General features: G+C 64.3%; 25 protein-coding genes. 2 read left to right on the top strand and 23 right to left on the bottom strand.

The window, feature by feature from the left end; translation table 11 throughout:
* Nucleotides 1-114 precede the first annotated feature (114 nt).
* The 20 genes from H8S62_RS13450 to H8S62_RS13355 form a co-directional block, all read right to left on the bottom strand.
* Nucleotides 115-654 (bottom strand): BMC domain-containing protein, encoded by a 540-nt coding sequence (locus H8S62_RS13450; protein ID WP_186919800.1) that lies wholly within the window; start codon nucleotides 652-654, stop codon nucleotides 115-117.
* Between the two features lie 5 nt (nucleotides 655-659).
* On the bottom strand, nucleotides 660-2,012 hold the full coding sequence (locus tag H8S62_RS13445) for a 4Fe-4S dicluster domain-containing protein (protein WP_186919798.1): 1,353 nt from the start codon (nucleotides 2,010-2,012) through the stop codon (nucleotides 660-662).
* 54 nt (nucleotides 2,013-2,066) lie between these two features.
* The gene (locus tag H8S62_RS13440; RefSeq protein ID WP_155145872.1) at nucleotides 2,067-2,351 is read right to left on the bottom strand and encodes a EutN/CcmL family microcompartment protein; all 285 of its coding nucleotides are present in this window, start codon (nucleotides 2,349-2,351) and stop codon (nucleotides 2,067-2,069) included.
* A gap of 57 nt (nucleotides 2,352-2,408) precedes the next feature.
* Entirely contained in the window at nucleotides 2,409-3,146 is a 738-nt protein-coding gene (locus H8S62_RS13435; RefSeq protein WP_186919797.1) for a hypothetical protein, read from the bottom strand.
* 22 nt (nucleotides 3,147-3,168) lie between these two features.
* Nucleotides 3,169-3,987: an ethanolamine utilization protein EutJ gene (gene eutJ / locus H8S62_RS13430; RefSeq protein ID WP_186919796.1), complete on the bottom strand. Its 819-nt coding sequence runs from the start codon at nucleotides 3,985-3,987 to the stop codon at nucleotides 3,169-3,171.
* 33 nt (nucleotides 3,988-4,020) lie between these two features.
* The gene (gene pduL / locus H8S62_RS13425; RefSeq protein ID WP_186919794.1) at nucleotides 4,021-4,632 is read right to left on the bottom strand and encodes a phosphate propanoyltransferase; all 612 of its coding nucleotides are present in this window, start codon (nucleotides 4,630-4,632) and stop codon (nucleotides 4,021-4,023) included.
* A gap of 16 nt (nucleotides 4,633-4,648) precedes the next feature.
* Nucleotides 4,649-5,434 (bottom strand): ATP-binding protein, encoded by a 786-nt coding sequence (locus H8S62_RS13420; RefSeq protein ID WP_173023798.1) that lies wholly within the window; start codon nucleotides 5,432-5,434, stop codon nucleotides 4,649-4,651.
* A 49-nt stretch (nucleotides 5,435-5,483) separates the two neighbouring features.
* Entirely contained in the window at nucleotides 5,484-5,768 is a 285-nt protein-coding gene (gene eutM, locus H8S62_RS13415) for an ethanolamine utilization microcompartment protein EutM (protein WP_155145878.1), read from the bottom strand.
* A 39-nt stretch (nucleotides 5,769-5,807) separates the two neighbouring features.
* The gene (gene eutM, locus H8S62_RS13410) at nucleotides 5,808-6,092 is read right to left on the bottom strand and encodes an ethanolamine utilization microcompartment protein EutM (protein WP_155145880.1); all 285 of its coding nucleotides are present in this window, start codon (nucleotides 6,090-6,092) and stop codon (nucleotides 5,808-5,810) included.
* Nucleotides 6,093-6,153: 61 nt separating this feature from the next.
* Complete coding sequence (locus H8S62_RS13405) at nucleotides 6,154-7,635, bottom strand: acetaldehyde dehydrogenase (acetylating) (protein WP_186919792.1); 1,482 nt, start codon at nucleotides 7,633-7,635, stop codon at nucleotides 6,154-6,156.
* A 34-nt stretch (nucleotides 7,636-7,669) separates the two neighbouring features.
* Nucleotides 7,670-8,230, bottom strand: a complete 561-nt coding sequence (locus tag H8S62_RS18385; RefSeq protein WP_186919790.1) for a BMC domain-containing protein — start codon at nucleotides 8,228-8,230, stop codon at nucleotides 7,670-7,672.
* Between the two features lie 55 nt (nucleotides 8,231-8,285).
* Nucleotides 8,286-8,936, bottom strand: coding sequence for an ethanolamine utilization microcompartment protein EutL (gene eutL, locus H8S62_RS13395; RefSeq protein ID WP_155145887.1), 651 nt, complete (start codon nucleotides 8,934-8,936; stop codon nucleotides 8,286-8,288).
* Nucleotides 8,937-8,956: 20 nt separating this feature from the next.
* Nucleotides 8,957-9,841 carry an ethanolamine ammonia-lyase subunit EutC gene (gene eutC / locus H8S62_RS13390; RefSeq protein ID WP_186919789.1) on the bottom strand — a complete coding sequence of 295 codons (885 nt, stop codon included), beginning with the start codon at nucleotides 9,839-9,841 and terminating at the stop codon, nucleotides 8,957-8,959.
* 16 nt (nucleotides 9,842-9,857) lie between these two features.
* The gene (locus tag H8S62_RS13385; protein WP_186919787.1) at nucleotides 9,858-11,228 is read right to left on the bottom strand and encodes an ethanolamine ammonia-lyase subunit EutB; all 1,371 of its coding nucleotides are present in this window, start codon (nucleotides 11,226-11,228) and stop codon (nucleotides 9,858-9,860) included.
* A gap of 27 nt (nucleotides 11,229-11,255) precedes the next feature.
* Nucleotides 11,256-12,686 (bottom strand): ethanolamine ammonia-lyase reactivating factor EutA, encoded by a 1,431-nt coding sequence (gene eutA / locus H8S62_RS13380; RefSeq protein ID WP_186919785.1) that lies wholly within the window; start codon nucleotides 12,684-12,686, stop codon nucleotides 11,256-11,258.
* A 90-nt stretch (nucleotides 12,687-12,776) separates the two neighbouring features.
* Nucleotides 12,777-14,201 carry a histidine kinase N-terminal domain-containing protein gene (locus H8S62_RS13375; RefSeq protein ID WP_173023799.1) on the bottom strand — a complete coding sequence of 475 codons (1,425 nt, stop codon included), beginning with the start codon at nucleotides 14,199-14,201 and terminating at the stop codon, nucleotides 12,777-12,779.
* A gap of 3 nt (nucleotides 14,202-14,204) precedes the next feature.
* A complete protein-coding gene (locus H8S62_RS13370; protein ID WP_155145895.1) occupies nucleotides 14,205-14,789 on the bottom strand; it encodes an ANTAR domain-containing response regulator in 585 nt (194 codons plus the stop codon).
* Between the two features lie 16 nt (nucleotides 14,790-14,805).
* Nucleotides 14,806-15,249 (bottom strand): EutP/PduV family microcompartment system protein, encoded by a 444-nt coding sequence (locus H8S62_RS13365; RefSeq protein WP_186919783.1) that lies wholly within the window; start codon nucleotides 15,247-15,249, stop codon nucleotides 14,806-14,808.
* 4 nt (nucleotides 15,250-15,253) lie between these two features.
* Entirely contained in the window at nucleotides 15,254-15,604 is a 351-nt protein-coding gene (gene eutS / locus H8S62_RS13360) for an ethanolamine utilization microcompartment protein EutS (protein ID WP_155145899.1), read from the bottom strand.
* A 328-nt stretch (nucleotides 15,605-15,932) separates the two neighbouring features.
* Nucleotides 15,933-17,066 carry a 1-propanol dehydrogenase PduQ gene (locus tag H8S62_RS13355; protein WP_186919781.1) on the bottom strand — a complete coding sequence of 378 codons (1,134 nt, stop codon included), beginning with the start codon at nucleotides 17,064-17,066 and terminating at the stop codon, nucleotides 15,933-15,935.
* Nucleotides 17,067-17,368: 302 nt separating this feature from the next.
* Between H8S62_RS13355 and H8S62_RS13350 the strand changes: the two genes are divergently transcribed.
* The gene (locus H8S62_RS13350; protein WP_155145904.1) at nucleotides 17,369-18,601 is read left to right on the top strand and encodes a GNAT family N-acetyltransferase; all 1,233 of its coding nucleotides are present in this window, start codon (nucleotides 17,369-17,371) and stop codon (nucleotides 18,599-18,601) included.
* Nucleotides 18,602-18,653: 52 nt separating this feature from the next.
* Here the strand turns inward: H8S62_RS13350 and H8S62_RS13345 are convergent, their stop codons facing one another.
* From H8S62_RS13345 to H8S62_RS13335, 3 genes are all read right to left on the bottom strand, one after another.
* A complete protein-coding gene (locus tag H8S62_RS13345; protein WP_186919779.1) occupies nucleotides 18,654-19,853 on the bottom strand; it encodes a DUF2284 domain-containing protein in 1,200 nt (399 codons plus the stop codon).
* Nucleotides 19,854-19,970: 117 nt separating this feature from the next.
* Nucleotides 19,971-20,540, bottom strand: coding sequence for a chromate transporter (locus H8S62_RS13340; RefSeq protein WP_173023800.1), 570 nt, complete (start codon nucleotides 20,538-20,540; stop codon nucleotides 19,971-19,973).
* A complete protein-coding gene (locus tag H8S62_RS13335) occupies nucleotides 20,537-21,097 on the bottom strand; it encodes a chromate transporter (RefSeq protein ID WP_243141752.1) in 561 nt (186 codons plus the stop codon). Before H8S62_RS13335 ends, H8S62_RS13340 begins: the two co-directional genes overlap by 4 nt.
* Nucleotides 21,098-21,207: 110 nt before the next feature.
* On the opposite strand from H8S62_RS13335, the gene H8S62_RS13330 reads away from it, so the two are divergent.
* Nucleotides 21,208-22,080, top strand: a complete 873-nt coding sequence (locus H8S62_RS13330; RefSeq protein WP_155145906.1) for a LysR family transcriptional regulator — start codon at nucleotides 21,208-21,210, stop codon at nucleotides 22,078-22,080.
* Nucleotides 22,081-22,101: the final 21 nt, after the last annotated feature.

The following is a 22,101-nucleotide window of genomic DNA, read 5'->3' as shown; positions in this document are numbered from 1 at the left end:
TGCTAATCCACGCCTGGATGCTGCCGGTAAATACTTCTACGTTGGTAATGTTGTCAATGAGTTCCTGGAACATACACACGTCTCCTTCTCCAAATCAGATGGCGCGCAGGGGGTCTATAAAAGGGACTGGAGCACCTGGGGCGCGGGGCGGGGGATGACGCTGGTGCCCACCAGCAGCTCCGTATTCTTCGCCGCCGCGGACACCGCCTCCCGGACGGCGCCCACGTCTCCTGTCAGGGTCACAAAGCCCTTGCCGCCGATGGCGTAGCCGATGCGCACCTCGATGAGGGTGACTGCGGCGGCCTTTGCGGCAATGTCGGCGGCGGTGATGGCGGAGGCCACCGAATAGAACTCCAGCACGCCCACCGCGCCGCTCAGCGGCGCCTGGGTGGTCCCGCTGATGGCGGGGATGAGCTGGGGGTGGACGTTGGGAAGCAGCAGCGTGTTCACCACGCACTCCCCCCCGCGCTTCACGCCCTCCGCCATGGACGCCTTGACGTCGCCGGTCTCGCCGGCGATGAGGATAATGTACTTGCCGGGGCATACAGTGGAGGCGCGGACAAGGTCCACCTGGGCCGCCTTTACCATATAGTCGCTGGTCTCGACGCCCCGGGCGATGCCGGTCAGTTCAACCATGCCGATGGCGTTTCCCATGCCGCTTATACCTCCCTACGGCGGAGCCGGGCCCCTGCCGGTGTGATTTCTGTCACCACGCCGTCGATGCTGGCGTGGATATTGGCGGAGAGTCCGTCCCGGGCGGCGGCCGCCAGCAGCTCCCCTGCGGACACCGTATCCCCCACGGCCCTGACGGGCGCGGCGGGAGCGCCGATATGCTGCCGGAAGGGAATGAATACGCTTTCCGGGGCCACGGTCCGGCAGTCATGCGCGTGCCGTCCGCAGTAGCTCAGCAGGCCCAGGCGGGCCGTCAGCCGGTCGGTGGGGGTCTTATGCTCCTCCACGTACTCCCTGGCCTGGGGCTCCGTCTCCCGCGGGACCTGGATGCCCCGCCTGCGCAGCTCCCCCTTGAGGCAGCCATTCACCTTTCGGGGGGAGAGCCCCATGGGACAGGCGAACATCTCGCATACGCCGCAGTCGCAGCAGTTGGCCGCGTCGCCAAAGGCCCGCAGGTACTCGCCGTCGTCCTCCATCCCCGGCTCGCGCCACAGACTCCGCATGACCAGATGGGGGCGGATCTGGTGCCCGATGAGGTAGCGGGGGCACAGGTCTGTGCACATCCGGCACTGGATGCAGGCGCTCTTGGCCTGCCGCCGGATGGTCTCCATCGGCAGCGAGGCCCGGCGGAAGAGGTAGTGGTCCCCGGGCAGGACGACGAGGTTGCCCGTGGTCTTGGTGACCACCGCCGCCTCAATCTCAGCCCGGTCCGTAAGCGGCCTGCCCATCATGGGTCCGCCCACGATGAGGGCGTAGTCCGCCAGAGTGGGACAGGCCGCGGCCACGCAGTCGGTGAGGGCCGTACCGATGGGCGCATGGAGCACAACCGGCTCCTTCACCTCGCCCACCACGGAGAGGTACTTTTCCGTCACGGCCCTTCCGCTCATGGCGTCCAGGATATTGAGCAGGGTGCCCACGTTGTCCACGACGCACCCCACATCCAGCGGGAGGCCCCGCTCCGGGACGCACCGTCCCGTCACCTGCTGCACCATGGTCTGTTCGTCACCGGCCGGGTAGAAGGTCTTCATACGGAAGAGCTCGACGTCGGCGTTCATCCGGCGGATGGCGTCCTCCAGGGCGGCAATTTCGGCCCGGTACTTCCCCTTGAGGGCGATCACCGTCCGTTTCGCGCCCAGATGGGCGGCCACCGCCGAGGCGGCGGCCACGATCTGGTCCGGGAAGGTGCGGCAGAGGTATTTATCGGTCTCAATCAGCGGCTCGCACTCGGCGGCGTTGACCAGGAAGCACTCCGCCCGGGCCGAGAGCTTTACGTGGGTGGGGAAGCCCGCGCCGCCGGCGCCGACCACCCCCGCGGCTTTCACCGCTTCGGTCAGATTCATAGCTGTGACTTCCTTTCGCGGGCTGCGCGCCGTCGGGTGCGAGGCCGCGCTGTGTCATTGCAGCGCGCCGGGATCAAGCTCCTGGTCATCCACGATGCCGACCACCGACGCATCCACGGGGGTGGACATATCTCCGGCCGCACTCCGGGCCGAGCTGCCGCTGACGATAAGGACCGTCTCCCCCACCCCTGCGCCGATGATGTCGGCTGCCACGATGGGCGTTGTGTCCGGTGTGCCGTCCAGCGGATTCAGCGGCTGCACCAGCAGCAGCTTCAGCCCCGCCAGTTTCTCTTCCTTGCGGGTGGCCCAGATGGTGCCGATAACCTTCGCTACTTTCATAGCAGTGATCATTCCTTTCCGGGATAGTGGCGGTATGCGGCCGGAGCTTCACCGGGCTCAGTCCCGCTCAAGGCGGATTCCCCGGTCCTTTGCGCAGTCCTGTGCAAGCGCCGTGAGAATGCATTTGGCGGGGAGGCGGATACTGGTAAAATGGCCGGCCAGCGCGTCGGAGACGTCCTTCTCCGTGAGGACCCGCTTCTCAAGCCGCAGCTCCCTCTCCGCCCGGCAGGTTTTTTCCGCCGCCGGTGCGGACGGGCACGCTGCGGGCGCGCACGCGCGTGCGGCCCCGTCCAGGATGGACTGCTCCAGATTGCCCTGGGCGCAGATTGTCACGCCCGAGGCGATCAGCAGATCCAGCTTCTCCCGCATCATGGCGTAGTAGGCGCCGGGCGCGGTGGTGGCGTAGCGGTAGAGCTCCACCTGTTCGGTGGGCACATACACCCGCTTGCCCCTCAGGATGGCCTGGGCTGCCAGGCGGGTGTAGGGCGTGTCGCACACGCCGCCGGCCAGCTTGCCCAGCACCTCGTTGGAAAACTGGTAGAGCACCACCACATCGTATCCGCCGATGTCGGCACAGTCATCCTGCAGGAGCGCGCAGTCCGTGCGGTAGCGCTCCTGCAGCCGCACACTCTCCAGCACGGCGTGGCAGGCCTCCCCGTGCTGCTGGGTAAGCACCAGCAGTCCGGGCTTGGCCGCGCCGCCGCAGCTTTCACAGGGGGCAGGCACGTCTCCCGTCTCGGCCAGCTTCGCCGCCACCCGGGAGACAATCTCGTCGATGAGCCGCGTTTGGTCCATGCCTTCCCCTCCTTTCACTTTACTAAATTTTGCAGTTCATGGCAATGCCTGTGGGCGTCACCAGAAACGGATTGGCGGGTTTGAAGGTCCGTATCCCGGTCTCTTTTTCAAAAACGCCCTCAATTCCGGTGAGGCAGCAGGTGCCGCCGCAGAGATAGATGGCGTCGGTGCCGGCCTTATCCACGCAGCGCCGGACAATGGCGGCCATCTTCTCCACCACGGGGCGGACCACGGGCAGGATTTCCCGGTGGCGGGCATAGTCCTGCTTGATGGCCTCGGCCTCCTCAACGGGGATATGATAGTTTCCGGCCAGCACCAGGGAGAGATGGGTGCCGCCGGTGGGCTCATCCTCGGTCTGCACCACCCGGCCGCCCTTCAAAACCGCCAGCCCTGTGGTGCCGCCGCCGATATCCACCACCACGCCGTCCTCAATCTCATAGACGGCGTTGGCCGCGCTGGGCTCATCCAGCACCGCGGTGACCTCCAGCCCCGCGCCCTCGGCCACATACTGGTGGGTCCTGGCGCTGGACTCGGTGCCCGCGGGCATGGCGATGGCGCAGTTCACCAGCTCCGCGCCCAGCCGGGCCTCCAGCTTCTCCTTCAGCTCCCGGACGATGCGCAGCGCTCCGGTGTAGTCCACCACCACGCCGTCCCGCAGGACGCCGGACGCCCGCTTTTCGCAGGCCACAGGGTTGTTCTCCTCGTCCAGGACCACCAGCACGATGTAGGCCGTGCCCAGGTCCACGCCCACCTTGAGCTTACCGCTCACAGGCGGGAAGGTGTTGGTCTCGGACTCCTCCACACGGGAGAGATAGGCGTTCACGCGGTCAAGGTCCAGCATACTCCAGGCGCTCCTTTTGAAAAAATCGGGTGCTTAACGGATAATCTTTCCCAGGGTAAAGCCGCTTACCAGCGCGGCGTTGGCCTCGTCGAAATCAATATGCATTCTGCAGTTGAAATTGGGACTGACCCGGATGACGACGTCCCGGAACACGACGGGCCGCTCCGTCATCACCGCCACCGAGACCCGCTGCTTGTCGTGCAGGTTCAGCAGCTCTGCGTCGGCGGTGGTGAGGTGGATATGGTTGCGGGCGATAATGGCCCCCTCCTCCAGGTGGATGCTGCCGCAGGGGCCCTCAATGGTGACGGCCCCGGAGCCGGCCACATCGCCGGACTCCCGCAGGGGGGCCTTCACGCCCAGCTCCACGCAGTCGCTTTTGCTCAGCTCCACCTGGGCGGCGCCGCGGACCGGGCCCAGCACGGCAGTGCGCTCCTTCCGGCCCTTGGGCCCCACCAGAGTCACCCGCTGCCCGGACAGGAATTGTCCGGGCTGGGAGAGGGGCCGCTTGGGCTCCAGCTTCGCGCCGGGTCCGAAGAGGGTTTCCACATCCCGCTGTGTCAGGTGGACATGCCGGGCGGAGACCTCCACCTCCACCAGTCCCGCCTTGTGGACGGCATCCAGAACGGCGGATACGATTTCTTCCATTCCTCTGTCTTCCTCCTCAGCGGTACTGGCCGGCCAGGTACATACACATCATGATATGGATGGCGCTGGACAGGCGGTTGAGCTCCTCGATAATATCCCCGCGGGTATACCTGGCGCCCACCCGGAAGGCCTCGGCCGCCGCCACCTCCGTCTCCCGGACGGCGGTGCGGATCTGGTTGAGCAGGGCGTAGTCCCTGCCCATGGTGCAGTCGGGCAGGACCATCTGCTGGATGCCGAAAAACTTCTTCGGGTCGTGGGACCGCTCCCGCAGCTCGGCGTGGGTGAGGCCCAGGATGGTCCCGCCGCTGAACGCCTCGTCCAGCACGTCGCAGCGCATCATCTCCCGGAGAATGGCGAGGATGCCGCCCAGGTCGTCCACCAGCTTCTGCTTCCCGCCCTCGGCGATCTGGACCTGGGCAAGCACAATCATGGCCTGCAGACTGTCCAGCCTGCCCCGGAACAGGATGCGGGGGTGATTTTTGACCACCAGCACATTTCCGTAGAGGTGGGTCATGTGCTCGGGCTTTTCCATATAGTAGGCCCCGGTCTCATAGTCCACAAATCTGGGCTTGGGAGGCTCGGGCGCGGACATCACAATCTGCGGCATGGGGGGCACTTCCGTGGCGACGACCCTTGGGCCGCCCGCTCTGGGCTGCGCGCCCTCCTGCGCAATTCTGATCTTGCGCTGCTGGAGGTATTCCCGGGCCGCCGGGGTCAGGATTTTACCCACGGGGATGTAATAGGTGTCCGGCTGGCTGTTTCTCAGCTCCAGCCGTAGGATCTCCTCGGTGATTGCCTTCACGCGCTCCACCCCTTCCTTTGGTAGATGGACACGGGCTTAAGCCCGTGCCTTACTTCTCCAGGGTGGGCAGAATGCTCTCCACCTCGTTGTGGGGACGGGGGATGACATGGACGGAGACCAGCTCGCCCACCCGCTCGGCGGCGGCGGCGCCCGCGTCGGTGGCGGCCTTGACCGCACCCACGTCGCCCCGGACCATCACGGTCACCAGTCCGCCGCCCACGTGGACCTTGCCGATGAGGGTGACGTTGGCCGCCTTCACCATGGCGTCGGCGGCCTCAATGGAGGACACCAGGCCCTTCGTCTCAATCATACCAAGCGCTTGCATTGCAGACATAACAGAAACACTCCTTTTATTGATATTGTCGGGGCTCTCTCAGCCCAGCGTGGGGAGAATGGATTCCACTTCCTCGTGGGGACGGGGGATGACATGGACGGAGACCAGCTCGCCCACCCGCTCGGCGGCGGCGGCGCCCGCGTCGGTGGCGGCCTTAACCGCACCCACGTCGCCCCGGACCATCACGGTCACCAGTCCGCCGCCCACGTGGACCTTGCCGATGAGGGTGACGTTGGCCGCCTTCACCATGGCGTCGGCGGCCTCCACGGAGGACACCAGGCCCTTCGTCTCAATCATACCAAGAGCTTGCATTGTGTTTGCCATCGATAACGCTTCCTTTCAAAGACGATGTGCCGAAGGCACAGGGCTTCTATCTCAATTTACCTCAGCCGGCCTGAAGGCGGCCGATGATTCTGCGGACAATTTCGTCCACGTCCACGCCTGAGAGATCCGCGCCCGTGCGGCAGATGCCGTCGGAGCAGTCGGGGACCTCGGCGCGGATGTCGGCCAGCTCCCGCTGTCCGTGGGCCACGTAGCGCAGGTTCAGCAGGTGCATGGGACCCACGTTCTCAGAGGTGGCCGAGCCGCCCACCGCGCCGCAGCCCAGGGTCAGGGCGGGCTGGAGGGCCGTGGTCCCGCCGATGCCGCCCAGGGCGCTGGGGGTGTTCACCAGCACGCGGGAGGCGGGGACGCGCCGGGCGAAGTAGTCCACCATCTTCTCGTCGTTGGTGTGCATGGAGAAGGTGTGGCCCGCACCCTCGTAGTGGAGAATTTCGCAGACCTTGCCGCACACATCCCGGTAGTCGGCACCGGTGTAGAAGCCCAGAATGGGCCCCAGCTTCTCGTTGGAGTAGGGGTGGCCCCGGCCCACGCCGGTCTCCCGCGCCACCAGCACCCGGGCGCCGGCGGGGACCCTGTCCAGGCCGGCCAGCTTGGCGATGGTGTCCACGCTCCGCCCCACAATCTCCGGGTTCATGGTGCCGTTGGCCCGCAGGATGAAGCGGCCCAGCCGCTCCCGCTCCGCGTCGTCCAGAAAGTAGGCCCCCTGGCGCTCCATCTCGGCCTGCACGGCGCCGGCCATGTCCTCGTCGCAGATAATGGACTGCTCAGAGGCGCAGACGGTGCCGTTGTCAAAGGTTTTGGAGTCCAGAATACGCTTGACCGCCAGCGGCAGGTCGCAGGTCTTTTCCAGATAGGCGGGGCCGTTGCCGGGTCCCACGCCGATGGCGGGCGTCCCGGAGGAGTAGGCCGCGCGGACCATGGCGGAGCCGCCGGTGGCCAGGATCATGGCGACGTCCCGGTGGCGCATGAGGTTGTCGGTGGCCTCCATGGTGGGGATGGTGATGCAGGAGACCAGATTCTCGCTGCCCCCCGCCTCGGCTACGGCCTGCCGGATGACCTTGACGGTCTCCAGAATGCTCCGCAGGGCCGCGGGATGGGGGGAAAACACGATGGCGTTGCCCGCCTTGATGGCGATTTCGGCCTTGTAGAGCGCGGTGGAGGTGGGGTTGGTGGAGGGGATCAGCCCCGCGATGACGCCCACGGGCACCGCGATGGTCCGCACGCCCTTGGCGTCGTCCCGGCCCACCTCGCCGATGGTCTTCATGTCCTTGATGTACTCGTAAACGCCCCGACTGGCAAAGATGTTCTTGATGACCTTGTCGTCCACGATGCCGAAGCCCGTGTCCTCGTTGGCCATCTGGGCAAGCCTTCTCGCGTTGCGCACGCCCGCGTCGGCAATGGCCCGCACGATGTGGTCCACCTGCTCCTGGCTCATCCCGGCCAGCTCCCGCTGGGCCTCCTTGGCCGCCTCCACCAGCTCGCGGACCTCCTGCATGGACAGCAGGTCTTTATCAATCAGCTGCATAGCTTAATCTCTCCTGTTCTTGAAACGCGCGGGGTCAGCGGCCTTTCAAAAATGCGGTGATGGCCGTCACCAGTTCTTCCTTCTTGGCAAAGCGAATCTCCTTGCGCGTCATGCTCGCCAGCCCCAGCTGCCGTGCGGCGGCTCTCAGCTTCACCACCGCCATTGTCTCCAGCGCCTCCGGCGTCAGTTCGTCCGGCTCCGGAGCGCGCTCCTCACCCTCCCGGCCGTCGGAGTCTTTCGCCGCTTCCGGGGTCTCCGGCCCGGGAACCGGTTCTGGCTCGGACAGGCGGTCCGGGACCGGAGCGTCCGCCCTTGGCGGGGGTTCCCCTCCGCCGTCCAGCACGCCCTCCAGCTCTCCGTGGGGCCGGGCGATCACATGGGCGGAGAGCAGCTCTCCCACCCGCTCCGCCGCGGCCGCGCCCGCGTCCACGGCGGCCTTGACCGCGCCCACGTCGCCCCGGACCATCACGGTGACCAGCCCCCCTCCCACCTGCTCCTTGCACTGGAGGGTGACGTTGGCCGCCTTCACCATGGCGTCGGCCGCCTCGATAGAGGCCACCAGGCCCCGGGTTTCAACCATACCCAATGCCTTCATATGTACCTCCGTTCATCGCCCCCGCGGTCTCCGCGGGGGTCTGCTGTCCCCGCCGTCAGATCTTCGGCTGATCGGCGACAGACTCCACGGCGGCGGCAAAGGCGTCACAGGCGGACTTGCAGGCGGACTGGCTGCCGGTGAGCAGCGCGCCGCCGAAGTTGGTCTCGGACGGGGGCGCATAGAGCACGCACATCCGCACGTCGGCGGCCTTCAGGGCGGCATCCACGCCGTACATGGCCTCCAGCGGGGGGGCGATGAGATAGGCCAGGGCCTCGCCCTCCTGGATGCCCGCGCCCTCGGAGAGGTAGGAGCCGGTCCGGGAGATGCAGTGGGCGTAGTAGCAGATGCTGTCGTCCTCGTTGGCGGAGATGAAGTGGCAGACGTTTTCTATCACGTCCACGCAGGCCTCCAGGCCGGCTCTGGCCTCCGCCGGGTTGGGGGCGGCCAGGATGCCGATGACCTCTCCGGCCAGGGCGGTGTTGGCGTTGGCGGCGCCGGCGTAGAAGCTCTTGGCATAGACCACCTTGCAGTCCGCCTTCTTGGTGGCTTCGTCCAGTGCCGTGTAGGTCACGTCGTCGCTGTCGGCGGTGATGATGGCCAGGGACTTCTGGTCGGGGGCCAGGCCCAGCTCCTTCGCCATGTCGGGGGAGACGTTGGGGATCAGTCGGGTTGCCATAACGTGTGCGGGCAGTGGATCTCTCTTCATGGTAGTTTTCCTCCCTACTCCTACAGTTTCAAATCGGTGCCGCTGGCCTTCTTCTCCAGCATGATCTTGATGATCTCGGCGATGTGGGCCCCCGCCTCGGCGGGGATGGTGCCCGCCCGGTGGATGTTGGAGAGCACGGTGCGCCGCGCCTCGGGCATCCCCATAGTGGCCTTGTAGGCGATATAGGCGGACATGGACTCGGCAGTGATGAGGCCGGGCCGCTCGCCGATGAGCACGCAGGTGACCTCGGCGCCGGTAATCTCTGAGATCTCATCCATCACGCCCACCCGGCCGTACTTCACGAAGAAGGGGGTGCCCACATCGATTTTGTAGCTCTGCAGGCCCTGCATCAGGGCGGGCAGCAGGTCGCCGACGTTGGCGGCCACGGCGGCGGAGCTGAGGCCGTCGGAGACGTAGATTTGAACCGTCGGGTTCTTCTTGCACTTCTCCCGGACGGCGGCTGCGCCCTCGGCGCTGAGCCTGCGGCCCAAATCGGGACGGGTCAGGTAGGTGTCCTTGCTGTCGCACTGGGTCTGCACGGTCCACAGGCCCATCCGCTCCACAAACTCGGCGTCCACGTCGCTGAATACGGCGTCCTGGGCGGCGGAGTGGGCGGCGCGGAACTGGAGCTGGGGATCGGTCTTGTAGCGGGCGCCGGCCTTGCCGATGCCCAGGCGGCAGGGGGCGTTGGCCTTGAGCTCGGCAAAATCCTCTCCGTTCTCGGGGTCTTCCACCAGGTACTGCCTGCGGATGTCCACCTCGGTGATATCGGGGATGCAGCCGTCCTCCACCGCGGACGCGGGAGCGGCGCCGGCCGCCCCGTCGGAAACCGCGGCGCGGGCGGGCGTCATGTTCATCTCCGTGAGCACCTGCTCGATAATGCTTCTCAGGTCCTTCTCATCCATGATTTCCACCCCTTCCTTATCTCTTCAGGAACACGGAGGCGTCGCCCGCTTTGGGGGTCAGCCTGCCGTTCTCGGAGAAGCCCATCTTCTCCAGCCACATATCGAACTCGTGAATGGGGCGCAGGCCGAAGACCTCGCGCAGGGCCGCCGCCTCGTGGTAGCCGGTGCACTGGTACATCAGCATGCAGTCGTCGCCCTGGGGCACGCCCATGATGTAGTTGCAGCCCGCGGCCACCAGCAGGGTGGCAAGGTTCTCAATATCGTTCTGGTCGGTCTTCATATGGTTGGTGTAGCAGGCGTCGCAGCCCATGGGGATGCCGGTCAGCTTGCCCATGAAATGGTCCTCCAGGCCGGCACGGGTGACCTGCTTGGAATCATACAGGTACTCGGGGCCGATGAAACCCACGACGGTATTCACCAGGAAGGGGCTGTACCGCTTGGCAAACCCGTAGCAGCGGGCCTCCATGGTCACCTGGTCCCAGCCGTGGTGGGCCTCGCTGGAGAGCTCGCTGCCCTGCCCGGTCTCAAAGTACATCACGTTGGGTCCGGTGCAGGTGCCCTTGGAGAGCATGGTGGCCTTGCCCTCGTCCAGCATGGCGGCGGTGAGGCCGAAGGCCTCGTTGCCCTTCTGGCTGCCGGCGATGGACTGGAACATGAGGTCCAGGGGTGCGCCGAATTTCTGCGCGGCCTCGGTCTGGGTGGTCACGTGGGCCAGGACGCAGATCTGGGTGGGGATCTCCCACTTGTTCTTGAACTCGTCGAACATCTTCAGAATGCGGGCCACGCTCTCCACGCTGTCGTCCACGGGGTTGAGGCCGATGACGGCGTCTCCGCAGCCCAGGGACAGCCCCTCCATCACCGAGGCGATGATGCCCTTGGGGTCGTCTGTGGTGTGGTTGGGCTGGAGGCGGGCGGAGAAGGTGCCCGGCAGACCGATGGTGGTGTTGCAGTGGGCGGTCACGCGCATCTTCCTGGCCGCATAGATGAGGTCCAGGTTGCTCATGAGCTTGCACACCGCGGCGACGATCTCGCTGGTGATGCCCCGGGAGGCCCGGCGGATCATATCGGGCGTGGTGCGGATATCCAGCAGCCACTCGCGAAACTCCGCCACGGTCATATTTTTAAAGCCGCTGAAAATGGTCTCGTTGACGGCGTCCTGGATAATGCGGGTCACCTCGTCCTCCTCATAGGGGACGGCGGGGCTGTTGCGCAGATCGTTCAGTGTCAGATGGGAGAGAACCACCTTCGCGGCCACTCTCTCCTCTGCGGATTCGGCGGCAATGCCTGCCAGCTTGTCGCCCGACTTCTCCTCGTTTGCCTTGGCCATGACCTCGCGGATGGATTTGAACTCATACACATGGCCAAACAGCTTTGTCTTCAGGATCATGCTACTTCACCTCTCATAACGCTTTCATCAGGAATTAAAGATCAAGGTCTTAATCACGACGGGCAGCACCTGCCCGCCCGCGATGGGTTCGCCGATATCGATGTAGTCGCCGCTGAGGGTCTTGATGCCGTCGATGCAGATCACGTCCTTCTCATGCTGCAGCATCACGTTGAGGGCGTTGCCCAGGGCCTTGCCGATATCGTTTTCCACCACGACGATCAAGGGATGCCTGCTCCTGATCACCTCCTTCGCGCTTTCTGTCACCGCCGCCGCCAACGCCTGAATTTCCGCAAAGCCGGTGCGCTTCTCCCCGGTAAAGGCGATGGCGATCTGTTCCGCCTTCCCCTCCGGCATATACAGCGGCATCTGATCCAAAATGGAAGCCTTCAGCGTCTCCAGCGACGCCTCCTCTTCCTCGGACACCTTGAGAATGGGGACGTTTTTGATGGGCAGCTTATTCCGCTCATACCGGATGGTGCTCCCGCTGACCTCCGTGGTGTGGGTCCCCGCGCCCACCACGGTGGCCCGGATGGTCTCCAGGGCCTCGTAACGCTCCACCCTGCCCAGGTCCGGGTCCTCCCGGATGGCCCTGCCCAGCAGGACGCCGACGTCCCCGTAGCGGAACACGTCCCCGCCGGGCGGCTGGTACACGCAGTCCGCCACGCCGCCCGAGTAGGTGACGCCCCGAATCCGGGGCGTTTCCGGCAGCGGCCTCCCGGCGTTTGTATAGAGCCCGGCGTGGTCCCCGTCCGGCTGTATCAGGTGCAGGGCCTGGGCGAGCTGTGCCGCCATGAGGCGGCACACGGCATATAGCTTCTTCTCGTCTGCCGCCTCCCCCACCGAGATCGATATCCCGTGGCTGCGGGCCAGGTCGCGTATCTTGGGATAGATATAGCTCAGGCGGTCCTGCTCCACCTTGATAAGCCTGCCGCCGATGTCCAGGCAGCTGGTTCCCCGCAGGGCGCCCTTCTCATAGAGTGCGATATTGCTGGTGCCGCCGCCCACGTCCAAATTGGCGATCACCGTATGCTCCCGTTTCGACAGGGCGTCGGCCCCCGCGCCCCGCGCGGAGAGGACCGACTCCAGATCCGGCCCCGCCGTGGCCACCACAAAATCGCCCGCCAGGTCGGACAGCGCGGCCAGCACCTCATTGGCGTTGCGCTTCCGGGCGGTCTCGCCGGTGATGATGACCGCGCCGGTACGCAGCTCCCCCGGGGTCATGCCCGCCGCGCGGTACTCCTCCCGCACAATCTTCTTCACCGCCTCGGCGTCAATCTCCGTGGCCGATTTCAGCGGCGTAAAGTAGATTTTGCTGCGGTAGACGACCTCCTTTTCCACAATATCAATCCGCGGCACCGTGTAGCTCGTGGCCCGGTTCTCGATGGTCAGCCGGCTGAAAATGAGCTGTGTGGTGGAGGTTCCGATGTCAATTCCCACGCTGAGGATTACTTCATGCAAAAGGTTCACCCGCTTTCCGGAAAAAAAGAAGCCCGGGCGCAAGGATATTCCTTGCATCCGGGCTTCAGCGCTCCGTTTGATGCGCCGGCGTTACGTCACGTCGGCGGCCTCAATGATTTGATTTTTAAAGTCAAAGGTCGCGCAGGTCCCCGCGGGGCTGGACTCGATCTCCATCGTACCCCGGAGCTTATCCTTTACCAGCGTCTGGACGATGGACAGTCCCAGGCGGTTCTGCTCGGTATTGTTCACGTCAAAGCCGCCGCCGTTGTCAATCACCTGAATCCGGGAGTACAGCTCCCCCTGATTGACCACAATGCGGACCTGACCGTTCTCCCCGCCGCGGAAGGCGTATTTCAGGGAGTTTTGCAGCAGCTCATTGATAATGAGGGCCACGGAGGTGGCGATGTCGGAGTCCACCTTGAAGTCGTCCCCCTCCAGGGAGATGGTCACCTGATAGTGGGGATTGGCAAAGTAGCGCATGGTGTTGTTCTTGATGTTGAGAATAACCTCGCCTATCATAACCTCGTCCATGCCGCTCTGGGCCAGCAGCTCATGGGTGCTGGCGATGGACAGGATGCGGTTCATGCTCTCGCCCAGCACCTGATGGGTCTCCCTGCTGTCTGTGCGGCGCATCTGCAGCCGCAGGAGGCTGGCGATGGTCTGGAGGTTGTTCTTGACCCGGTGGTGCATCTCCTTGATGGCCACCGACTTCAATATCAGGGCCTTCTCCTGCTCCCGCCGCCAGGTCACGTCCCGCACCACGATGGCGAAGGCCATGTCCGGCGCGTCCAGCTGAATGCGCTTGATGTTCAGCACCTGCCGGCCCACCGTGGTCTCCACGTAGGAGTAGCCGCCGATCTCCTCCCCGCTCTCCTCCGGCTCCACCAGGCGGATATTGTCATAGGGCTGGCCCAGCACGTCCTCGATGTAGCCCAGCTTCTGATAGAGGTCCCGGGCCAGGGTATTGCGGAAGGTCACAATCCCCTCCTGGTTTACCATAATGAGGGCCTCGTCAATGCACTCCGTGAGCCAGTTGCTGTCGGAGGCCATGTGGGCCAAGGCCTTGGCAATGGTCTCAAAGCTGTGCTGGGAGAAGTGGATGCGCTCACTGACCTGCCGCTGCTCGTCCACCCGCTTTTCCCGGATCAGCACGCCGATGATGCGGCTGCCGCTGCGGATGGGCTCCACGGACTGGATGGTGTTGCCGTTTTCCTGGGTGATGGCCTTCATCTGCTTGGTGCCCACCCCCAGGCGCAGGGTCCGGGCCACGGCGGGCTCGTTCTCCGGCTTGGCCAGCAGGCCCACCACGGTCTTCTTGTAGGAGGATGGCACATCGGCTGGCTTCGCCTCGGCCACCACAATCGCGTCCCCGTCCCGTCCGGGGCAGTCAATGAAGATATCCGCGTCCTCCAGGTTCGCCAGGGGCTGTAAAACCCCCGCCATGTTTTCAATGATGCCAATCTCCTCGTCGGAGAGGTCGGTGTACTTCCTGCACAGCTTCCAAATCGTATCCACCGGCTATACCCCGCACTTCACGAGGATCATTTCCGCCACCCGGCGCATGGAGAGATTCTTCGCCTGACTGAGCCTGCGTATGTAGTCATAGGCCTCCTGCTCGGACATTTTCTGCTCCGCCATGACCTGGCCCTTGGCCTTTTCAATTATGCTCCGGTTCTCCAGCCGCTCGGAGACCTTGGCCATGTCCTTGCGCAGCCGCTGCATCTCCCTGCTGCGGGCCACGGCCAGCTCAATGTTGGGGACCAGGGACTTCTCGTCGATGGGCTTCACCAGATAGCCGCTTACCCCATAGCCCTTGGCCTGTTCGATGAATTCCCGCTCGCTGTAGGCCGTGAGCATGATGACGGTGTCCGCCAAATCCTCCTCATAGATAATCTTGGCTGCGGAAAGCCCGTCCAGAAACGGCATCTTGATATCCAAGAGCACCAGGTCCGGGTGGTAGAACTTGCAGTTCTCCACCGCGTCGAACCCGTCGGCCACCTCGGCCACCACGCTGTAGCCCTCTTCAGTCAGCAGCTCCCTCAAGTCCATTCTGGTAATCGGCTCGTCGTCTGCGATCACCACGCGGATTCTCTCCTTGTCCATGCGGTCCCCTCCTACCTCAAAGGAAATCCAGGTGCCTTACCAGCGCTTCCACACCCTCGCCGGTGACGCTGCTGACGACAAAGAGCTCCCCCGCGCCGGCGGCCTTCAGGTATTGCTTTGCATGCGCTACCTGCTGCTCCGTCGCCAGGTCCTGCTTTGTCACAACGCCCACGGCGGGCTTTGCGAACATGCTGCTGTACGCCGGAGGAAACATGCTCCCGTTCTCCGTCGCATCCTGCACCAGTACAATGATGTCCGCATCCGTCGCGGTCACCATAAGCGCGCCGCGGAAATAGCGGCGCTCCAGATATTCACCCGGCGTGTCGATCATACTCTGATTGATGACCTGCACCGTCTGGGTTTTATGGTATTTCAGCTCCTCATTGTTGATCCGCTGGCAGAGGGTGGTCTTTCCAGCCGCCGAACGGCCGATGAGGATAATGCGCTTTTTTCTTTCCATGCCTTCAGGTCTTTGTGATGGGCGCGGAGGCAAACCCCATCATGCCGCACAGGGTCTTCATCACGTCGTCCAGGGCGGCCTGAACTGCGGCCACGTCGCCGGTGATGACCAAGCTGCCGTTGAAGCGGTCCACAAAGCCGATGCGGACATCCGCCGACTTGGTGGCCACGTCGGCGGCGATCATCGCCGCCTCGCTGGGCGTAATGGTAAAAATACCGATGGCTCCGCTGGCGTCAATCAGGCCCAGCTTGGCGTACAAATCCTCATTTGGATTTGCAATCACATGGGCCAGTGTCACCTGTTTGCCGGGGACGAATTCCTGGATAATGCGCTTTTTCTCGTCAAGCTCTATCAACTTGGCACGCTCCTTACGCAAGCCGCCGGGCTTGCCCAGAATGGGCCGCGCGGCGCTCTCTTCACGCCGCCGGGTCAAAATTAGTCTGCCCCAAGAACGCAAAAAAGCCCCCTAGAATTTCGTAAAATTCCGGGAGCTGCATCGCTCTTGTAGCGTCACCTGACGAGCAGCACTAGCGCCGCGCTGTTCGCTTGTTGTGAAATATCCTTATCTACTTTTCCATTGCTTTGGCTATTTTAACAGAATTTTCTGACGCTGTCAATTGGAAATATCACATTGCAGCCAAACCCACCGCCGTGCCGGAAGTGCGGCGGTGGGTTCTTTTTCCTCAGGGCAGCCGGCCGGCAAAGGCCTTCCGGAAGACCTGCTCAATCTCATCCACGGTGCAGGTCCGGGGGTTGGTGGCGGTGCAGCGGTCTGCCATCGCGGCCTCGGCCATGCTCCTCACCTCCGCCTCAAATTCCCCCGGACCGACCCCGGCGGCCTGGATGGTGGCCGGGATGCTCAGCTTCTCCACATACCGCCGGGCGGTGCGGATCAGGTTCAGGGCGCTCTGGCGGATGCTGCTGCTCTCCAGCCCCAGCAGACGGGAGATCTGCGCGTAGCGCTTGGCAGTGGGGGTGAGCTTCTCGGCGCAGCCGGCGTTGAAGCTCATGACGTAGGGCAGCATAATGCCGTTGGCCCGGCCGTGGGGAATGTGGAATCTGGCCCCCAGCGCATGGGCCATGCCGTGGTTGAGGCCCAGGCCGGAATTGGAGAAGGCGACGCCCGCCAGGCAGGAGGCATTGTGCATCTTCTGCCGGGCGGCAAGGTCGCCTGGGCTGCCGTACGCGGTGAGCAGATTGCTCCGGACCAGCTTGATGGCCTTCTCCGCCGCGGCGTCGGAGAAATCGTTGGACGCGGTGGAGACGAACGCCTCCACCGCGTGGGTGAATACGTCGATGCCCGTGTCGGCGGTCACCGCGGGGGGTACGCTGGTGGTGAGCTGCGCGTCCAGCACCGCGAGATCGGGCAGAAGGCTGTCGTCAATCAGGGGGTACTTGAGCCCCTTCTCCCGGTCGGTGATGACGGCGAAGCGGCTCACCTCCGAGCCGGTGCCGCTGGTGGTGGGGACGGCGATGAAGGGACAGCTTCGCATATCCCGCTCCCTTGCGGCAAAATATACGATGGCCTTGGCCGCGTCGATGGCGGAGCCGCCGCCGAAGGCCACCACCGCGTCGGGCTGGAAGTCCAGAATCATCCCCACGCCCCTGGTGACGGTGCCGATGTCCGGGTCGGCCTGCACGTCGGAGAAAATGACGTACTCCCCGCCGGCCCTCTCCAGGCGGTCCGTGACATAGGCCACCCTGCCGCTCTCCGCCATGAATTTGTCCGTGACGATGAACACCCGGCGCAGCTTCTCCGCCAGCTCGTCCATGCCTCCCCCGATCAGGATTTTCGTTTTGACGTGAAACGTGTCCATATCCCTGCTCCTTTCCTGTTCCCGCTGAAACATAAAAAAGCGCCCTGAACTCTCGTTCAGGACGCTGCACCGCACCCAGTAAGGCCCCACCGCTGCCTCGCGGCCGGGCAGATATACTTTACTCCCGCCGCCCCCGGCCTGTCAAGGGCTTTTTCCCGGAGGCCGCCCGCCGCGAAAAAAGCAATTGACTTTTTTTGTGAACGCTGACATAATGGGCCTCGTCAAAGCAGGTGCGCACGGGGACCGTCCAGCCGGCCCCGCCGACAGGATTCAAATATGTCGCGATGTTAGGAGTGTATCAATTGGATATCAGGTTCGTTCTCCCCTCGGAGGCCGGACAGTTGGCGCGGAACGTGGTCACCTCGTTTCCATCCAAGACGCCGGCCGCCCTGCTGAAGAATCTGGAAGGCGAGCTGTACCGACCGGACGAGGGACGTTACCTCGGCTGTTTTGACGACGATGGGACCCTGCTGGGCTCCATTCTGATGATGGATTTCACCCTCAACGCAAGAGGTGTGATGATGCCGATGGGGGCTGCGGCCTACGTCTCCGCCAATTTTCTGCACAAAAAGGAGCGGATCGCCTGCACTCTCCTGAAGGTACTCATGCGGTACTACGCCAAGACGGGGACGCCGATTGGCTGTCTCCACCCCTTCAACCCCGCCTTTTACGGCAGCATGGGATATGGTTACTGCAATGAAAACATACTCTATGCGCCCAAGCCCTGCCACATCCGCTCCTTCGGGGACAAATCCGGCCTTTCCTACGCCGGTCCGGAGGAGCGGGCGTCCGTGCTGGCCTTCTACCGCCGCCATGCGGAGCGGACCCACGGCGCCACCGTCCACCACTTCATGGACCCCCACCGGATTTTCGACGCGCCCTACGTGGTGGTCTGCCGCCGGGCCGGGGCGATAACCGGCTATCTGACCTTCAGCTTCGTGGAGGTGGACCACTACACGGATATGTACCACGACCTTCTGGTGCACGAGATGGTCTACGAGGATTTGGACACGCTGCGCCGGTTCATGACCTTCTTCGCCTCCCAGTCAGACCAGATTGAGCGGGTGCGCATCTTCTCCTCAGACGAGTATCTCCACATGATGTTCACCAACCCCGACAGCGGCGAAAACCGTGCCCATGACGGCTGTATCCAGGAGATTGGCCGCCGCACCATGGGATATATGGTCCGCATCTTCGACGTGGCCGGATATTTCCGGCTCCAGACCCGCTGCTGCGCCCCTGTCAGCCGGGACTTTGTCCTGGCCCTTGAGATCAGTGACCACTTTATCCCTGAGAACAGCGGCACGTTTCTCCTGAGCATCAGCGGCTCCACGGTGTCGCCCGTTGAGCATGCTCGGCCGGACGTCACCCTCAGCGCCGATATCTCGGTCCTCTCCTCCCTGGTCATGGGCGCCTACCCGCTGGACCGTGCCCTGGCCTTTGGCCGGGCGTCCCTGAGCGACTCGGGCTACGCGGCGGATATCCAGCGCGCCATCGGCTGGGACACCAAGCCCGTCAATTACACCTATTTTTAAGTCATCCCAAAAAGGATGGGCTGTCCTAAAAAGGACAGCCCATCCTTTTCTGTCAGCCCAAAAGCGTCCGGGCACGCTGGTATTTGGAGCCCTGCGCGCACACCAGCCCCGGCAGGGCGCTCTGCAGCGCCGCAGCCAGCCGCGCCAGCCCCTCGCTCCCGCCCGCCTTGTGCTCCAGCTCCATCTGGCGCTCCCGGCACGGATGCCCCCCGGCCGGCCCGGTGTATGCAACCTCATCGAATGCCAGCTCATAGACGCCGCCGCCGTCCGCCACCCGCACAAGGCGGCGGTGATTCTCCACCTCCGCGCAGCGCTTCAGCATCTCGGGCCCGGTCCCGGGCAGCTCCGCCAGGCAGCTTCTGAGGAAAGTCCGCACCCGTTCCCCGCGCAAATCTCCGTCAAAAACCGGCAGTTCCTCCTCCCGCCGGGCGAACAGACCGCCCTGCCGCTCCGCCGGCTTCCCCTTCCATGTGAGCAGCGCAGCCTCGCCCGCCGTACGCATCCGCAGCGAGCACCCCCCGCGCAGAAGCGCGTCGTCGGCCGTGTCGTAGTACACATCCCGCTGGCGGACGTCGCCCTGCCGCTCCACAGTACAGCCCATACGCCGCAAGACGCCCATCACCTCATCCTGAAACTGGTCCCAGGGCTGCGTATCCGCGACGATATACTTCTGCTCCAGCTCCAGTCCGTCCTCCGGCTGCGCCCCGCGCTCCAGAAGGGCAGCCACGGCCACGTGATACTCCGGCAGGCCCTCCGCCGCCCAGAGCAGGGGCATCCCCAGCAGTTCTTCCGCGACGCGGCCCAAATCGAAGCCAAAGCCGGAAAAAGAAAGGCGCATCCGCTCCGGCCTGCGGCAGGGCTCCCCGTCCGCGCGGCTGCACCGGCTGCACAGCTCGCAGCGTCCCGCCGCCACGCTCCAGCTCCCCGGAAGCACTTTCTCAAGCTCCAAAAGCGATTCCCGCAGGACGGCCTTCGCCTCCCCGTAGGCGGCCCGGCGCAGCTCCTCCGTCCGCTCCGGCGTGACGGCCGCCGCCCGGGCGGCCTCGTCGTAAATCACCTTCACGCCGACAATGTGGACGCGCTCATAGGGCGCGAACGCCTCCCGGGCCGCCGGGACGCCGGGCGGACAGGACCAAATCCTGCCGTAATCCGGGCAAGCCTTGCAGGCCTCCGCAAACCGGCCGGGACTGCAGAACTCCTCCGGCCACTGTGCAGCCGGCAGCGTCACCGCCTTGACCTGGGCACGGTACATATTCAGCGCCCCCGTTTCCTTTGAAACTTTTTACTACATGGTATCTATTGTACGATACCTCGGCCCGGGGATCAATCCCTCCCCCTCGCAAAGGTCCCATGGAATTACCGCGGCCCGTCACGGGAGGGGCCGCAGATAGACCAGCACCCCCAGCCCGCCGGTGACGACCATCAGCAAAACGGGATTCACCTTCCATTTGCGCAGTGCGAACAGGGACGCGGCAAACACCGCCAGCGCGGCCCAATCCGGCGCGGCCTCAAGTGTGGGGGCGCCCGTGCCGAAAAAGGCGAGCAGTAAGATGGTGGCCGCCGCCGAGACAATCAGGCCCAGCGACGCCGCCTTCAAGCCGCCCAGCACCTCAAACACATACGCCGACTCCCGGTGCCGGTTGAAGAAGCGATACAGCGCCAACGAGAGCGCCACCCCGCACAGCACGCAGCCCACCGTCGCGGCCACAGCGCCCGGCACGCCTGCGATTTGAAGGCCCACAAAGGTGGACGTATTGACCGCCAGCGGCCCCGGCGTCATCTGGGAGATCGTGATGATATCGGTGAATACCTTCTCACTCACCCACCCGGCGCGCTCCACCACCTGCTCCTGAATCAGCGGGATGATGGCGTACCCGCCGCCGATACTGAGCAGGCCGATTTGCAGAAACGTCGTAAAAAGGCTCCATACCGCGCTCACCGATTCATCCTCCTCCCGAATAATACCCGGCCCGCGCACAGCAGGCAGCACACCGCCAAAATCAGCGCCACGTTGACGTCCAGCACGAAGCTGGCGAAAAAGGCGCACGGGATCATGGCTGTCAGCAGGGGCGAGCGCTCTTTCAAAATCATGCCGCACATATCGATGACGAGGTCCACAATCAGCGCCGCCACCCCAGCCTGCATCCCCTTCAATACCGCGGCAATGACCGCATTGGCCGCAAAGGCCGCATAAAAGGCGGAGACAAATCCCAGGATGACCAGGGGCGGCAGTACGGCGGCGGCGCAGCTCACCGCCGCGCCGCCGACCCCCGCCACCCGGTATCCGGCCAGCGCGGACAAATTGATGGCGATGGCGCCCGGCGTCGACTGGGCCACAGCGGCCATACTCACCAATTCGTCCTCTGTGAAATACCGCTTCTGCTCCACAAAATAGCGGCGGATCATGGGCACGACCACATAACCGCCGCCAAACGTGAAGGTGCTGATGAACAGGTTGATGCCCAGCAGCCAGAGATAGGGCTTTTTAGATTCCAAAGACGCACTTCCTTTCCATTCCCTATCAATTATATGGCTGGATTACCAATCTGTAAAATGATATAATCACATCATATCCATTAATATAATTCATGTCAGGAGCGTGGAAGATGAACCTGCGGCATTTGGAGATACTGGAGGCCGTCGCACAGACCGGGACCTTCACCGGCGCGGCGCAAAAGCTCTATCTCACCCAGTCGGCGGTCTCTCACGCCGTCGCCGAGCTGGAACGGCAGGCGGGGACCGCGCTGTTCGACCGCCTGCCCAGAGGGGTGCGCCTGACCCCCGGCGGCGCCCTGCTGCTGGAGGAGTCCCAGGGGGTCCTGACCTCCTTCCGCGATTTGGAGGCCCGTATGGACCGCCTTGAGGAGCGCGCGCCTGTCAAGCTGGTGTCCAGCATCACCATCGCCTCCTTCTGGCTGCCCAAAATCCTGCGCAGCCTGCGGCTCCGGCTGCCGGACCTCCAGATACAGGTGCGGGTGGTCAGCGCGGCCCGGGCCATCGGACTGATGCGGAGGGGGGACGCGGACCTGGCCCTGATTGAGGGGGCCGAGCCTGCGGGGGCATTCCTCAGCGCGGCCTTTGGCTCCTACCGGCTGTGGGCCGCCTGCGCACCGGATTTTCAGCTGCCTGCACGGGCCTTGACGCCCCAGGAGCTGTGCGCCCTTCCCCTGCTGCTGCGCGAGACCGGCAGCGCGATCCGCGACAGGTTGGACAGCGCACTGTACCTGGCGAACCAGACGGCCCGGCCCGTGTGGGAGAGCGTCAATTCCGCGGCGCTGATCTCTGCCGCCGCGGCCGGCCTGGGGGTTACTGTGCTGCCGGACCTGCTGCTGTCGGAGCCGGTCGGCCGGGGACAGCTGCGTGTTGTGGCGCTGGAGGGCATATCCCTTGAAAATGAGGTGCTGGCCGTCCGCCATAAAAGCAAGGTACTCACACGCAGCCTGGCGGCGGTTTTAGAGGAAATCGGGGTCTCTCTATGAGCGGAAACACGGGAAGCCCGG

It is taken from the genome of Lawsonibacter faecis (genome assembly GCF_014287675.1).
Classification (GTDB): Bacteria; Bacillota; Clostridia; order Oscillospirales; family Oscillospiraceae; genus Pseudoflavonifractor; species Pseudoflavonifractor faecis.
The sequence above is the reverse complement of the archived record's forward strand: the minus strand, read 5'-3'. Positions and strand labels throughout refer to the sequence as shown.

Excerpts from the sequence above, each read along its gene's own strand:
- H8S62_RS13450 (WP_186919800.1), bottom strand. The coding sequence starts at position 654 with ATGGGAAACGCCATCGGCATGGTTGAACTGACCGGCATCGCCCGGGGC.
- H8S62_RS13445 (WP_186919798.1), bottom strand. The coding sequence starts at position 2,012 with ATGAATCTGACCGAAGCGGTGAAAGCCGCGGGGGTGGTCGGCGCCGGC.
- H8S62_RS13440 (WP_155145872.1), bottom strand. The coding sequence starts at position 2,351 with ATGAAAGTAGCGAAGGTTATCGGCACCATCTGGGCCACCCGCAAGGAA.
- H8S62_RS13435 (WP_186919797.1), bottom strand. The coding sequence starts at position 3,146 with ATGGACCAAACGCGGCTCATCGACGAGATTGTCTCCCGGGTGGCGGCG.
- eutJ (WP_186919796.1), bottom strand. The coding sequence starts at position 3,987 with ATGCTGGACCTTGACCGCGTGAACGCCTATCTCTCCCGTGTGGAGGAG.
- pduL (WP_186919794.1), bottom strand. The coding sequence starts at position 4,632 with ATGGAAGAAATCGTATCCGCCGTTCTGGATGCCGTCCACAAGGCGGGA.
- eutM (WP_155145878.1), bottom strand. The coding sequence starts at position 5,768 with ATGTCTGCAATGCAAGCGCTTGGTATGATTGAGACGAAGGGCCTGGTG.
- eutM (WP_155145880.1), bottom strand. The coding sequence starts at position 6,092 with ATGGCAAACACAATGCAAGCTCTTGGTATGATTGAGACGAAGGGCCTG.
- H8S62_RS13405 (WP_186919792.1), bottom strand. The coding sequence starts at position 7,635 with ATGCAGCTGATTGATAAAGACCTGCTGTCCATGCAGGAGGTCCGCGAG.
- H8S62_RS18385 (WP_186919790.1), bottom strand. The coding sequence starts at position 8,230 with ATGAAGGCATTGGGTATGGTTGAAACCCGGGGCCTGGTGGCCTCTATC.
- eutL (WP_155145887.1), bottom strand. The coding sequence starts at position 8,936 with ATGAAGAGAGATCCACTGCCCGCACACGTTATGGCAACCCGACTGATC.
- eutC (WP_186919789.1), bottom strand. The coding sequence starts at position 9,841 with ATGGATGAGAAGGACCTGAGAAGCATTATCGAGCAGGTGCTCACGGAG.
- H8S62_RS13385 (WP_186919787.1), bottom strand. The coding sequence starts at position 11,228 with ATGATCCTGAAGACAAAGCTGTTTGGCCATGTGTATGAGTTCAAATCC.
- H8S62_RS13370 (WP_155145895.1), bottom strand. The coding sequence starts at position 14,789 with ATGGACAAGGAGAGAATCCGCGTGGTGATCGCAGACGACGAGCCGATT.
- H8S62_RS13365 (WP_186919783.1), bottom strand. The coding sequence starts at position 15,249 with ATGGAAAGAAAAAAGCGCATTATCCTCATCGGCCGTTCGGCGGCTGGA.
- H8S62_RS13355 (WP_186919781.1), bottom strand. The coding sequence starts at position 17,066 with ATGGACACGTTTCACGTCAAAACGAAAATCCTGATCGGGGGAGGCATG.
- H8S62_RS13345 (WP_186919779.1), bottom strand. The coding sequence starts at position 19,853 with ATGTACCGTGCCCAGGTCAAGGCGGTGACGCTGCCGGCTGCACAGTGG.
- H8S62_RS13330 (WP_155145906.1), top strand. The coding sequence starts at position 21,208 with ATGAACCTGCGGCATTTGGAGATACTGGAGGCCGTCGCACAGACCGGG.